Genomic DNA, 13,490 nt, shown 5'->3' on the forward strand with positions numbered 1-13,490 from the left:
CCATCTATGACCGAATTGAAAAAGATGGATTTGTGATCCTTGAAGCATGGGATACTTCGGGCGAATCCTTTAAAGAGATTGTTCAGCTTTTCGGTCATATTCAGAATCATCCGAATGCAGATGAGTCTGGGATTGTCAAAGTCGTACCCGATCATGCAAGAGATTGAAGCCCCAGAACATGCAAAAGTAATTACTCAATCGAGAACTGTAAATATCTGCGCGGGTCAGCATTTTTCGACCCATTGTCCTATTTTTGAACAGCTTTCTGATGAAACATGGAGGGTTCGTTTTCGTTCTGATGTCATGTCTATTGAGCCTTGGGCTTATCATTCAGTGAAATATGTTGTCGAGAACTATTTCTTTAATCCTAAGTTCCGCAAGTCTCATCTTCTAACTGAAGGGCAAATGCTTATTTCGGATAACCACCGAATTCTTCATGGTTGTGAGGCAATTATCTCAGACAATATCAATCGAACTCGAACACTAAATAAAGCTTGGATTTGGAATGCTTCAACGGATTCCTTATTGCCTTTTACAGATTTACTCCCAGATTCAAACACTTTCAAGGCTTATAATATGCACCTTCCTTTGAAAGATACGAACAAGTCACTTCGTCCCATTCAAACAGGTATTAAGGTATCTCTTTCGTAATTGGCGCTCTCAGCATTTTTACCTGCAATTGCTGAGACTTTTTACATTAGCGTCTTTACAGTAGTGAGTGGTGGTATCGGCACGATTGCCGTTGTACTGGCTGTTGCCGTTATCTATCCTCAGCTACGCGATCTAGGTTCACTCTTACCTACAATCCCAACCACTGAACAACCGCAAAGTTAGTATAGGTTTTGTGCTTGCGGATTCCTTTCTTTGCGATCGCACATCACCGTAGTAGCGCGTCCAGTCTAATTTGTTGAGATAAGTTAACGATTTTCAGGCATTTCAGCCATATTTAAGCCAGCATTTTAAGCTAGACGTGCTAGTAGGTTGAGGTAAAATTAAACCTAGCAACTAGGGCAGACAGATGACGACGCTCCTGCATCATTGGACGCTAGAAGACTATCACCGCATTGTCGAGACAGGTGTACTATCTGAGTCTAATTGTGAATTGTTGCGAGGAAGTATTATTGACATGCCTCCTGAAGGCCCTGAACATGCCCATCGTTGCGAAACCGCTGCCCGTTATTTAGAGAGATCGTTTGGGGAGGGATGGTGGTCACGTCAGGGAAAACCCATTACTCTGACAGATTCTGAGCCTCAACCGGATATTGCAATTGTACGAGAGCTAGACTATAGCACCAGGCATCCTACCCCTGAAGAGGTGCGATTAATTGTGGAGTATGCTAGAACCACTCAGAAAAAAGATACGGGCTTCAAGCGAGAAATCTATGCAGAAGCAGGAATTGCTGATTACCTCGTGGTGGATCTCAAAGACGCTAAAGTGATTCACTACTCCAACCCAGCCAACGGGCAGTACACTACACAGCAGACTGTCTCCACAGGCGTTCTTCAGCTCGGACAAATTCAAATTGATGTGCAACGGTTGCTGAGATAGTTGAACAGACCTTTAAATCGCACTTTGTATAATTACGAAATACGCGGCATAAGTTTGATCTGATCACTTCATCTGTGCATGAGAACACTACAAAACGCCTACAGATAATGAGGCTGTTTCATAAAACCTGTTATGCATAAAGGTCAATTGGTGACATGGAAAGATGACAGGGGTTTCGGCTTTATTAAACCAGATGATGGTAGGAAAGAAGTTTTCCTGCACATTAGTGCCTTAAAGGGAGCAGGTCGCCGTCCAAAAGTCGGAGATACAATTTTCTACGACTTAGTAACTGAGGCAGATGGAAAGGTGCGTGCCTCTAAAGCTTCAATTCATGGGGTTGCACCTCGACCTTTGCCAACAAAGCAGAAAGTGAAGAAACACGGGTTACTCGAAACAGTTATCGGTATTGGCGTTATAGCTGCGATCGCACTTTTTACAATGGAGTTTAGCCCTAAACGTTCTCCCTCTCCAATTACATCCATCACAAAACCAAACTGCACGATCAAAGGCAACATCTCGATTAATACAGGAAACCAAATTTATCATCTTCCGGGCATGGAAGATTATGAATCAACCGTTATCGATCTAGCAAGCGGGGAGAAATGGTTTTGTACTGAGTCAGAAGCGATCGCAAATGGTTGGCGTAAAGCACCGAGGTAGCTGTAACTTCATCAAGTAGGTTTTCAAGTTGAAATCGTGCGTAATTATGGTCAGTACACTCTACCCAAAGCTCATGCGGCATTCATTGCGCGTAAACCGATGTGAGATATAGCAGCAATCAATCGCAACCTAAAACCTCATGATGACTTGTGTACTTGAAACAAGCAGATTAGAGCTTCGACTTTGCCAGATAGAGGATGTTCAACTCGTCCACACGTTCTGGACGAACGATCGCATTCGGTATTTCCTATTCGACAACCGCGTAATTTCGTCTGCCGAGGCGCGATCGCACATTGAGGACAGTCTTGCGAATTTTGAACAGTATGGGTATGGACTCTGGCTCGTCTTTGAGCGTACCATTGACCATCTTGTAGGCTTTGCTGGCTTCTTGCATTCGGAGGAAGGGACTCCCAGTTTAATCTATGGAGTTCATCCCGATCGCTGGGGATATGGTTACGCAATGGAAGCAGCCAGTACTGTGTTGAGTTACGCCTTGGAGACGCTTTCCGTTCCCAAGGTGAGAGCAGATGTGGACGAGCCGAATATTGCGTCTGTGCGCGTGCTTGAGAAGCTAGGCATGAGGCGAATGGGGCGGGAAGTCGTCAACGGACACCCACTTCTGTATTTTGAAAAATTGCGAACAGAGGACATAGATGTGCGATCGCTTGACATCAAACTCGCTCTTTGCCTAGATGACGATTTGCACTAATCTTCTTTAATAGGCTGAGTGATTCGCAAACTTTCAAGATGTCAGACATCAAGAGCTATTCAATCTGGAGGCAGGTCAATAAATACCTTTTGCCAATGAGCCAGTTCCTTGGAAACAGCCAATTCTACCTCTTGGTGTTGTTGACTCTAGTAGTCGATCGCTGCACTATCTTGGTGTAATGAGGGGTGGAATATATGAAAACAATAAACTCTTGGGGCAAGCCTTTTACTATCTTGGCTTTAGGGCTGAGTATTGTAGGGTATCTGAATGCTCCCTCAACTGCTGTCACCGATACTACGACAGCCAACGTTGCACAAAAACCAGAACTAAATTCATCTGGGTATCAGGGCAACATTCAACTCGCGCAATCGGTAGTTAGTCAATGCCGTGCTGCCAAGCAAAGGATTTTTGTCTATCCAGAGCGTTCAACCTCCAGTCAATCGATCAGAACTATTGCTCCAGACGAACAAGTAACTCTTGCAGATAGTGGTGCTGCTGGTTGGGTTGCCATCAGTTTCCCGGTAGCTGGCTATGTCCAAGCAATCGATCTCAAACCTTGCCCAGGCGGTACTCGCCCCCCAAACACTCAACCCCCAAACACTCAACCCCCAAACACTCAACCCCCAAACACTCAACCCCCAAACACTCAATCCCCCTCTTCAGGAGGCTCACAAACGGGAGCAAATATCTGCCGCAACGTGATTGCTCCGCCTGAGGGCTTAGCTGTCCGTAACACTCCGGTTAGTTCTGCTCCAAGGATTGCTGGAGTATACGTGGGAAATACAGTCAGGCTAGCAAACCCGCGAGAAACTCAAAAAGACAGTCAAGGACGCACCTGGGTTAGAATTACGGCACCTTCGACTGGCTGGATTTCGAGTGGCTACCCTGACACAAATCTGAGTCCAGAATTTTCTTGTCCTTAGTGCAAGAGGGTAGACGTTTTCTATCAGTTCTCTCGCCTGTAGGGGAGTGAGATTGCCTATCGTTGTAGGTTGGGTTGATGCTTGTTGCCCAACCTCTGCTTTTACTCAGCATTTATGCTAAATTGTGCGATCTGCTGTAGTTCCGCAAATTTTGAACAGTTTGCGATCTGCGCTGATACGCTAGCGCGTCTCGCTTCGCGATCGCAGCAGCGCTTCGCGATCGAAAGCCATGTCCTGCGATCGCTTTAGGCATCGCTATCATCTAGATGGGTAATCTCACATCCACATTGAAACATGGCATATAGTGACTTCATCTTACGAAAGGTCAAGCAGGAGTTTGGACTAACCACTGTTGAGGATGGGAGATTTTTACCACAAGTCGAGCCAATTTCACCCAGTCCAGTTTTGGCAGGATTGTTGGAAGAAAACCTGCCGTGGGCAATAGCGGTGGGAACCGAGAAAGCTAAGTCGGAGATGATAGTTGTTCCCACCTTGTTGGAAGTTAAATGCTTGCTGGAGCGAAAGATTAGTGTCTTTATAGCGTTGCAAATTTGTAGTGTTAAACTGCTTAGCGTAGTTGGATAAGTAGTTGACATAGCATTAAGCGGTACTTCTACGGCGCTTTTCTACAACAGCCCCTGATATGAAGATCCAAATTGATGATAATGAGTACTGGATCGGCACTCACAGAACGAGAGATTTGGTTGTTTATGATTCTGATGCTCAAGACAGCATGAAGTCTCAGGAAGTCTTACTGTATGTGGTTGCTCAAGGGCAGATGCTTACCTTTGCTAAGGAACGGGTTAAAGAATATTTAGCGCCGATAAATGCTAAATGCGAAGCTACAAACGCTGTCAATCTCTATATCAATTTTCGTAGAAGGTACATGAGTTTGCGCCTGCGTAATCGAATTACACATTGCTATAAATGCCAAAACAATCTGAACTCAATGAGGTTTCCTATTTGCTTAGAGTGTGAATGGATAAAATGCACTTGTGGAGCTTGTGGTTGTGACTACGGATAAAGTTAGCAGTATATAAAAGTGAACGCTCATCCCCAGATTAGACTGACGAAAGGAAACCCAACATCTATTTCCAGACCTTATAGCGTTGCTTGAAGAGGCGATCGCAGTTAACACAATCCCATTGCCCCAATGGAAAGGTTAGACGAGAGTTATTTGCCTTGGGTGAACTGGGGTGTTAGCTCTCGGAGTATGCGATCGCAGCTCAAGTGAGAGGAAGTTAGACAGCAAAACAGCAGGATAACATTACATTACAGATAAGTGCATTAGACTGCTAGGTAGATAAATAATAGAGTTAAGCAGGTCTTAAAAATTTAAGTTTATCGGCTGTGAAAAATGAGCGAAAACGACGAACCCAAACAATTTTTTCGCCATGAAAAGTTAGATGAAGATCGACTCTTCGTTGAGGTTCCTGCCGAGCAAAAGCTCCCATATCAAGAGAGAATTCCTTCGGGATATGACCCAATGGGAGAAATTTATCTCCGAGGTCGAGCCTATAGAAGTCTGTCTGGTGGAACAATCCCATGGTGGGTGCTTATTACAGGCTGGTTAGTATTTGGATCGCCTGCCCTGTTAGTGCTTATTACCGCGATCGCCTCAGCATCCTTTACCATGTTGCCAGCTTTAGCCATTACTGCTATTCCTCTCTTAATTCTATGGAGAGGTACGCTTGCCAAACTCTCTAGCACCAAGCCTAGAAGAAGATAATGTAATCTACTCTCCTGTGGGTCAGTGCGATCGCCTATCCCTGTAGGTTGAGTTGACCCAAAGGAACCCCACATCTATTTCCAAATCCTACCACTTCGCTCCAAGAGGCGATTGCAGTTAACTTTAGTCGAGTTGCGCCTGATGGAAAGGTTAGAACGAGAGGTTATTTGTCAGGGGTGAACTGAGGCGTTACCTCTTCGAGTATGCGATCGCTTCGCTGTTAATTTAGATTGTGGGTGAGCGATCGCTTACCATTCAGTTAGACATAACCCAACTAAACCTATGCCAGTTGTACAAACCAAGGCTTACGTCAAGTATGGGTGTAGCTAGTAAAGTTATTGGTTGACCCTATGTGTCAGAGATGTCATGGTGACAAAAAAGCGACTCTTATTTCTATGTAGTGCAGCGATTGCAATAACTCTAATCTGGTTACAGAAACCAACTTCTGCTCAAAGTAATGCTACACAAGAAGGATGGGGGCAGCCCTATACTCCTACACGTTTTGAATGGCTAGTTGTTAAACTGCCTTCCTATAACAGGGGGTGTGTCGGTTATGTGGTTAATGGACAGAACCGCGAGTCTGTTTATAGATGGTCTCAAACCAATGATGATCAGCTGAGACTGACTGTGGCATCAAGGGACGAGGATCTTAAATTCTGCGCCTCATTAGCTTTCGAGGAACTCCAAGCAGAATGCGCTACATTACAACTCAATCCACCCACAGTGCAGTTGCGGCATTTTGATCAGGACACTGGTGCTAATAGAGTTTGGAGGTGTTCTGTGCCAGCGAAGGGAAATCAGGATAATTTTGTAGACTTTGAACGTGTTTGCCAACTCCAGTAGGTCTTATACCGCAATCCTTCTAGAGCCTTTGTCGCCCCCTGAAGATTGAAGCTCTTTGAATACTTAGTGAGTGAGGTAGTGCAACAATTCCTACTTATTAATCGGCATCTCTATCCAATCACTTAACTCAGAAGCTAACCAATCGAGTTCCGGGTCGGACAAACCACCCGTAGACACTCCCATGTTGCTGGCGCTAAACCAGCTATCCCCAGAGTTTCCACCAATTTCATACTTTTGCGTTCCCACCCAAAGACCAATACCTGGATTGACAAGAACGTGCCGCGTACCATTTTTGCCTTTTACTTGCTTGTAGTAAGGCTCAGTTTGAATAAGCTTAGAGATATCCTGTCTTAAGCCTGTACGGACGCGCTTCATGCCGAATAACTCGTGACTTAAACAGACGCGGTTTGAATCAATCCGCAGGCGAACTCGACCAAATAAGCTGAAGAGAATCGTCCAAACCAGGGCGAGTCCGACTGACCAGTGCACAATTGAAAACAGCGCAAACCACCAGCCACCTGATAAGACGGCACCCCCCGTCCACACAACAAGAAAACCCAACCACACCATTGCAAAGATAGCCATAAACCCAATTCCCAGGCTAAATCCTGCGGGCGGAATCAGGATTTCAATGAACTGCGGGTTCTTTGTAAGCTTGACTTTACTTCCGGTCGGTTGCCGGATAGTTGCTGATGATGTTGGCACGATGTTACTGGTACTTAGTCCCTGCAAGGCTGCACGGGCGGAAGCGGGACGTTTCTTGAGACTGGCTTGGGTCAACCACTTGAGCCAGTTAACGAACTGGGGGCTGAGGTTAACGGCTTGGTTAAACTCGATATGTAAGCCGTCTTCTGTCAAGTCTGCCGGATGGGTGCCCGTGGCAAGATAAATTAGGGTTGCGCCTAGGCTGTAAAGGTCAGATGCAGGAGTTGCCCGTCCCCCAAATTGTTCGGGTGGCATGTAGCCGTAGGTACCGACAACGGTCATCGTGCTGCCTCGACCAACGACGGTTTGAATGGAACCGAAGTCAACCAGATAGATCTCACCAACACGGTTGCCAGAGCGGTTGGTCAGTAGGATATTGCTGGGCTTAAGGTCTCGGTGAATAATTGGAGGATGTTGTTGATGGAGATAACTCAGCACCTTTAGTACCCCTTGGGCAAGCTGCTGGAGTTCGGTGGAGGTGAAGGTGCGTCCAGTTTTGACGTGTTCTTCTAAAGATAACGCGTCAATGTGGGTCTGGACTAGGGCAAAGCCTTTAGCGTGAGGTAAGTCTAGCTCAAAGTAGTCCAAATAGCGGGGAATGGCTGGGTGCGAGAGCATTTGCAGTGCTTGAGCTTCTCGCTCGAACAGTTTAAGGTCTTGCCACTCGAACTCGTCGCTAAAGATCAATAACTTAACAACAACCAACTCCTGGGTTTTTAGATCCCGTGCTAGCAGTGTGCGCCGTCCGGCTTTCCGACCAAGTTGTCGCTGAATTTTGTAGCGTTCAACCAGGGTCTTGGATAGCATGTTGTCCGGTTCGCGACTTGCCATTGACACCTCCTGACTATGCCAATACTTTTGATGCTTTTTATTTATCTTGGCTACAGGCTAGTTTTATGCAATTACGGGCTGTTTCTGGGAAACGTACTGCTTGGACAAGGCTGGTGTGCAGGATGCGAAAGAATGAGAAAAAACTTACTAGAAGTCTAGGCTAGCGAAACTAGTTGTAGTATAATTGTAGCAAACAAACTTCAATTACTAATTGCGGCAGCTTACGCCTCTCTAGGCTAATTTTATGCTTACTCTAACCATGCGTCCGTATGCAGGTGACGCGGATTTAGAAGCGATCGCCAACCTCATCAATACCTGTGAGGCAGTCGATCAACTTGATGAAGGCACCTCAGTCTCCGAACTCCAGCAACAATTTGATGAGCCATCACTGGATAAAGCGCGTGACATTCGTCTCTGGGAAAATGCAGACGGTCAGCTAGTGGGTATGGGTAGGTTGTGGATTCCCCCAACAGGCAAAGTAATTGATGGTTTTCTTTGGTTTCGCGTCCTCCCCACGGCACGGGGCGGCGATCTAGAAAGGCAGATCGTCGCGTGGGCAGAGGGACGGATGCGCGAGGTCAGTCAAGAGCGTGGCGTGCAGGTAAAGCTGCGCTCTGGCTCTCGCGCTAACCAATCTGATTCTCCTTCAAAGACGCTACGCGATCGCATTGCTCTACTAGAAAGCTGCGGTTTCATCGCTGACCGCTACTTCTTCACGATGGAGCGATCGCTTTCTCTCCCTATCCCAGAATTTCAGTTGCCAGATGGTTTCACAATCCGTCAAGTCAGAAGCAATGAGGATGCCGAAGCCTGGGTTGAGCTATTCAACCAGTCGTTTATCGACCACTGGAATCATCACGATTTAACTGTTGAGAGTTACAAACACTGGCTGAGTGACCCGGACTACAAGCCTGAATTGGATTTGGTTGCTGTTGCCGCAGATGGTACATTTGCCGCTTTCTGTCACTGCGACATTAGCCCAGAAGACAACAAGCGTAGTGGACGCAATGAAGGCTGGATTAGTACTCTAGGTACGCGACGAGGCTTTCGCCGCAAAGGATTAGGACGAGCCACGCTACTTGCCGGAATGCAACGGTTGAAAGTAGCTGGTGTGGATACAGCAAGGCTTGGTGTCGATACCGAGAATCCATCAGGTGCAGGACAGCTTTATGAGTCGGTTGGCTTCCGCAAGGTGTACACCCAGATAATGTATGTCAAGGATATGTAGTAAACTTCTTGCTCTGAGTCAGGGGAAAGGTGAAAGGAGAAGGGGGAAAGGGAAGAAAGATTCTTTAGGAAACTTGGGTCGCTTTCCACAAATAGTGTTTTTCTCCAAAAGTTTTTCGCATAACCTACTAGATGTAGTGTATTTTGGATGAGTCTCTAGAACCGATGTCACTAAAAGCCCGTGAATCATCTTCAGGAGTGGGGCAATAGCTGTGTCGATGACCAGCTAACCCACCTCAACGTTACCCCTTTAGAAGGTCAAAATACCTACGAGTATCTGCTGTATGCCGATACCCTCCCTAGACGCAATGATGGTCGAGTTAAGGGTCACATCCTTGAACGCTATCAACACATTGAACAGGGAGGCTGGTGGTGTTCGGGAATTGACATACTTACTGGAACTGATGACCTGTGGGGCTGTTTCAAGCCGAGTCAGCCGCGTCACAGTAATGACTCCAGAAAGCTGATTAAGTATGAACATCCTCCCCTAGCGCCAACAGGACTCTTTGCTCTGCGCGTTCCCCTGCATCTCTGGCAGCAGATCGCAACTCGCTATTCTCTCACAGTCCCACCAGAAGCGATCGCATCTGAGCAACCTGACCAAGGTTTTTGGCAGTGGCTTGTCGATCACCCGGAAATTCCCTTATGTATCACTGAGGGAGCGAAAAAAGCCGGAGCCTTACTGACTGCGGGTTATGCTGCGATCGCATTACCAGGAGTATTTGGCGGATATCGAGTGCCACGAGACGAACAAGGAAAACGCATCGGTAAGTCTCGCCTTATTCCTCCGTTAAACAAAGTAGCAACCCAAGGTAGAGCAATTTATCTCGCCTTCGATCAAGACTCAAAACCCACCACGATTAAAGCTGTAAGTACAGCTATTCGACAGTTAGGATACTTGTTCACTCAGCAGGGAAGTCCTGTCAAAATCATCACCTGGAACCCCGACTTAGGGAAAGGGGTAGATGACCTGATTGCCACTCATGGTCAAGCCGTATTTGACGAAGCCTATACCTCAGCACCCACTCTCGATACTTGGAAAGCCCAATCCTTAACAAGGCTGACCTACCCTGCCGATTTGCGGGTGAAGCGCCGCTATCTTGGCGAACTTCCGATTCCCGCTACAGCCAAACTGATTGCGATTAAATCCCCCAAAGGCACAGGCAAGACTCAGTTATTAGAAGGTGTTGTCAAAGAAGCCTTAGCGCGAAAGCAGTGGATCTTAGTCATTGGTCATCGGATACGACTGGTGGAGGCACTCTGCCAACGCTTTGGGTTGAACTACATTACTGAAGTCAAAGACGATCCTAGTGGTGCTTTGCTTGGCTATGGTCTTTGTCTTGACTCACTCCATCCAACATCTCAAGCTCGTTTCGATGCTAGCAACTGGTCGGATGGAGTTGTAATTATTGATGAAGTTGAACAAGTTCTCTGGCATGGGTTGGACTCTAGTACCTGTAGTAGCAATCGGGTGCCTATCCTCAAGTCGTTGAAGACCCTAATGCAGAATGTTTTGGGAGGAGAGGGTCAAGTCTTCGTTGCAGATGCTGACTTGAGTGATGTCTCGGTTGATTACTTGGTTTCTCTCTCAGGAGTCCAGCCTGAACTATTTATCATTAACAACGACTGGAAACCCGGAGCGGATGAATCCTGGCAAGTAAACAGCTATCCAGAAAGCACACCTCAAAGACTCGTTCAAGACCTGGAGAAGCATATTGCTCTGGGTGGGAAACCGTTTGTTTGCCTTTGTGCCCAGAAGCTTAAGAGCCAATGGGGAACTTGTACCTTGGAGGCTTACCTCAAACAGAAATTCCCAAAATTAAGGATACTGCGAATTGATTCAGAATCCTTATCGGAACCGACTCATCCCGCTTACGGCTGCATGACTTCCCTGGATGAGGTTTTGGCTAACTATGATATTGTGCTAGCCAGTCCTGCGATTGAAACGGGAGTGAGCATTGATATCCGGGGACACTTTACCTCTGTTTGGGGAATTGCCCAAGGGGTTCAAAGTGAGAATTCAGTACGTCAAGCCTTAGGACGCATCCGCGAAAATTTGCCTCGGTTCATCTGGGTGGCGCCCTATGGCTTTAATCAAGTTGGCAATGGTTCCACTTCTATCCCAGCATTACTCACATCCGGTCAGAGTCTGACTCAGTTGAATGTCCGGTTGCTCCAGCAATCTGATTTTGATGCACTCGATGATATTGAGACAAGCTTTCAGGCAGAATCGCTACTGTGCTGGGCGAAGATGGCTGTCCGGCATAATGCCTCGATGGCTCAGTATCGAGAGTCGGTACTGGCAGCACTGAAAGCGGAAGGTCATCAAATCATCGAAGCCGCCTCTGTTGATTTTAGTACTGAGAATACGGTTGATGATTCGTCAACTCCCAATCCCCAATCCCCACCACAAGATGCTCAAGCCGAAACGAATTCGCTAACAGCAATTATTGCTGCTGTGAGAGACCAAAATTATCAAGCCGAGTGTAAAGCGATCGCACAAAGTGAAGACCTCAGCGAAAATGAATATCAAAGCCTGCAAAGACGCTTGGTGAAGACAACAGCACAACGACGAGCAAAGCGGAAGCACGATTTAAAGCGACGCTATGGCATCCCAGTCACAGCTCAACTGGTTGCTCAGGATGACGCAGGCTGGTATCCGAAGCTACAACTTCACTACTTTCTTACCGTTGGTCGGCAATATCTTGCTCAACGAGACGCAGCATGTGCCCAAATGCTGATTGAGCTTGGGGATGGCAGCATTTTTCTTCCTGACTTCAACCGTTCTCAACTCGGAGCCGCTGTTGGTACGATGGAACTTCTAGGTGTCCCTGTACTGCTGCAATCGGGACGAGAGTTAAGAAGTACTGATGAAGACTTGAGGGCAATGGCAGCGTTGGCACTTTCTAACCGGGCTGCACTCAAGACTACCTTGGGTATTGGACTTGCGAAGAATGCGGCACCCATCACGATTGTCAGACGTTTATTGGAGAAAATTGGCTACGGACTCCGATGTATTGGTCGTACTCGTCAAGCATCTTGCAAAAAAGCCACTCCCACAAAAGGAATTTCTCAAAGTCGAGTGAGAGTTTATCAGGTCGTTAACCCTGATGATGGTCGCTTTGAGGTCTTCAAGTATTGGTTGGCTATGGATGGGAAGCTTTCTACGATGGAGACTAATTGGCAAGAGTCCCGCTCCAGCCTGATTGACAACACGAATCTAGCCGTGGACTTAGAGGAGGTTGAATATGTCCAACTTTGTCTCCTTTAATGCTTAACATAAGCGTGGTTTAAGGAATTCATGCCACCGAATAGACCAGTGAATGAAGAAGCGATCGCCTCACGACCTGATAGCGTTGGAGTTGCTTTAGTTGTCATCTCTGCCACAGGATTTGGCACTCTCGGAATTCTGGCAAAGCTTGCCTATGCAGAAGGCTTAGATCTACCCAGTACTCTTGCTTGGCGCTTTGTGGGTGCGGCAGTCATATTTTGGGTTTGGCTAGTTTGGCGGGGTAACTGGCGTTTAGAGAGACGCTTAGCCATCTTGGCAACACTACTGGGTGCGATAGGCTATGCCATCCAAGCCAGCCTTTTCTTTGCCGCCCTCACTTATGCTGGTGCTGGTGTTACTGCATTGTTACTCTACACGTATCCCGCCTTTGTCACTCTTCTTGCTTGGATAACAGAAGGAGAGCGTCCAAGACGAAATCGCCAGATTGCCCTTAGTCTCGCTCTTTTCGGCTGTCTGCTTACTGCTGATTTGAGTGGAGTAACAGTCAAGCCAATTGGTCTACTGTTAGGGGTTGCCTCTGGGGGATGGTATGCACTCTATCTTACTTTTGGGGCACGTCTAGTGCGATCGATTTCCCCGGCAACAACCAGTGCCTATCTTTCGTTGGGGGCTGCCTTATCTTTTCTTGCAACTGCATTCTCAGGAGATGGACTAATTTTTCCTAAGACTCCGGTGGCAGTGGGAACGGTAGGCGGATTGATACTCATCGCCACGGTGCTACCAATTGTGACTTTATTTGCAGGTATCCGCCGTTTAGGAACAGCTCAAACTGCCATTTTATCGACCATTGAACCTGTCGTAACTGTGTTGCTCGGAATCATTTTTTTGGGAGAGGAACTTGTAGCTAGACAAATCCTGGGTGGTTTATTAGTCGTGAGTTCTGTCGTCTTACTCCAAGCCTTTCCCCAGGAATAGTACCAATTTATTATTTAATTTACCAAAACTGAAAAACGCAAGAAATATCTTTTTGTCCTGCCTTCTTACACTCATCAAATCTCGACACGCCACAGCCTACAAAAACG

General features: G+C 46.8%; 14 protein-coding genes. 13 read left to right on the top strand and 1 reads right to left on the bottom strand.

Annotated features, from left to right (window positions below):
* Positions 1 to 153: 153 nt before the first annotated feature.
* The 10 genes from AC5JL3_RS30635 to AC5JL3_RS30680 all read left to right on the top strand — a co-directional run bounded on the left by AC5JL3_RS30635 (position 154) and on the right by AC5JL3_RS30680 (position 6,413).
* On the top strand, positions 154 to 651 hold the full coding sequence (locus tag AC5JL3_RS30635; protein ID WP_496078042.1) for a hypothetical protein: 498 nt from the start codon (positions 154 to 156) through the stop codon (positions 649 to 651).
* Entirely contained in the window at positions 652 to 834 is a 183-nt protein-coding gene (locus AC5JL3_RS30640) for a hypothetical protein (protein WP_496078043.1), read from the top strand.
* A 184-nt stretch (positions 835 to 1,018) separates the two neighbouring features.
* Entirely contained in the window at positions 1,019 to 1,549 is a 531-nt protein-coding gene (locus tag AC5JL3_RS30645) for a Uma2 family endonuclease (RefSeq protein ID WP_496078044.1), read from the top strand.
* Positions 1,550 to 1,681: 132 nt separating this feature from the next.
* Positions 1,682 to 2,209, top strand: a complete 528-nt coding sequence (locus AC5JL3_RS30650; protein ID WP_496078045.1) for a cold shock domain-containing protein — start codon at positions 1,682 to 1,684, stop codon at positions 2,207 to 2,209.
* Positions 2,210 to 2,348: 139 nt separating this feature from the next.
* The gene (locus tag AC5JL3_RS30655) at positions 2,349 to 2,918 is read left to right on the top strand and encodes a GNAT family N-acetyltransferase (RefSeq protein WP_496078046.1); all 570 of its coding nucleotides are present in this window, start codon (positions 2,349 to 2,351) and stop codon (positions 2,916 to 2,918) included.
* 194 nt (positions 2,919 to 3,112) lie between these two features.
* Positions 3,113 to 3,841, top strand: a complete 729-nt coding sequence (locus AC5JL3_RS30660) for an SH3 domain-containing protein (protein WP_496078047.1) — start codon at positions 3,113 to 3,115, stop codon at positions 3,839 to 3,841.
* A 114-nt stretch (positions 3,842 to 3,955) separates the two neighbouring features.
* Entirely contained in the window at positions 3,956 to 4,090 is a 135-nt protein-coding gene (locus tag AC5JL3_RS30665) for a hypothetical protein (protein ID WP_496078048.1), read from the top strand.
* 45 nt (positions 4,091 to 4,135) lie between these two features.
* Positions 4,136 to 4,426, top strand: a complete 291-nt coding sequence (locus AC5JL3_RS30670) for a hypothetical protein (RefSeq protein ID WP_496078049.1) — start codon at positions 4,136 to 4,138, stop codon at positions 4,424 to 4,426.
* Positions 4,427 to 5,198: 772 nt separating this feature from the next.
* Positions 5,199 to 5,570 carry a hypothetical protein gene (locus AC5JL3_RS30675; protein WP_496078050.1) on the top strand — a complete coding sequence of 124 codons (372 nt, stop codon included), beginning with the start codon at positions 5,199 to 5,201 and terminating at the stop codon, positions 5,568 to 5,570.
* 366 nt (positions 5,571 to 5,936) lie between these two features.
* Positions 5,937 to 6,413 (top strand): hypothetical protein, encoded by a 477-nt coding sequence (locus tag AC5JL3_RS30680; RefSeq protein ID WP_496078051.1) that lies wholly within the window; start codon positions 5,937 to 5,939, stop codon positions 6,411 to 6,413.
* Between the two features lie 90 nt (positions 6,414 to 6,503).
* On the opposite strand, the gene AC5JL3_RS30685 is transcribed toward AC5JL3_RS30680, so the two are convergent.
* Entirely contained in the window at positions 6,504 to 7,949 is a 1,446-nt protein-coding gene (locus AC5JL3_RS30685) for a serine/threonine protein kinase (RefSeq protein WP_496078052.1), read from the bottom strand.
* A gap of 244 nt (positions 7,950 to 8,193) precedes the next feature.
* Here AC5JL3_RS30685 and AC5JL3_RS30690 point away from each other — a divergent pair, with 244 nt between their 5' ends.
* The 3 genes from AC5JL3_RS30690 (at position 8,194) to AC5JL3_RS30700 (ending at position 13,383) form a co-directional block, all read left to right on the top strand.
* Positions 8,194 to 9,177, top strand: a complete 984-nt coding sequence (locus AC5JL3_RS30690; RefSeq protein WP_496078053.1) for a GNAT family N-acetyltransferase — start codon at positions 8,194 to 8,196, stop codon at positions 9,175 to 9,177.
* Positions 9,178 to 9,357: 180 nt separating this feature from the next.
* Positions 9,358 to 12,447 (top strand): plasmid replication protein, CyRepA1 family, encoded by a 3,090-nt coding sequence (locus tag AC5JL3_RS30695; RefSeq protein ID WP_496078054.1) that lies wholly within the window; start codon positions 9,358 to 9,360, stop codon positions 12,445 to 12,447.
* Positions 12,448 to 12,477: 30 nt separating this feature from the next.
* Positions 12,478 to 13,383 carry a DMT family transporter gene (locus AC5JL3_RS30700; RefSeq protein WP_496078055.1) on the top strand — a complete coding sequence of 302 codons (906 nt, stop codon included), beginning with the start codon at positions 12,478 to 12,480 and terminating at the stop codon, positions 13,381 to 13,383.
* The last annotated feature ends 107 nt before the right edge of the window (positions 13,384 to 13,490 follow it).

The organism is Symplocastrum torsivum (assembly GCF_059505465.1).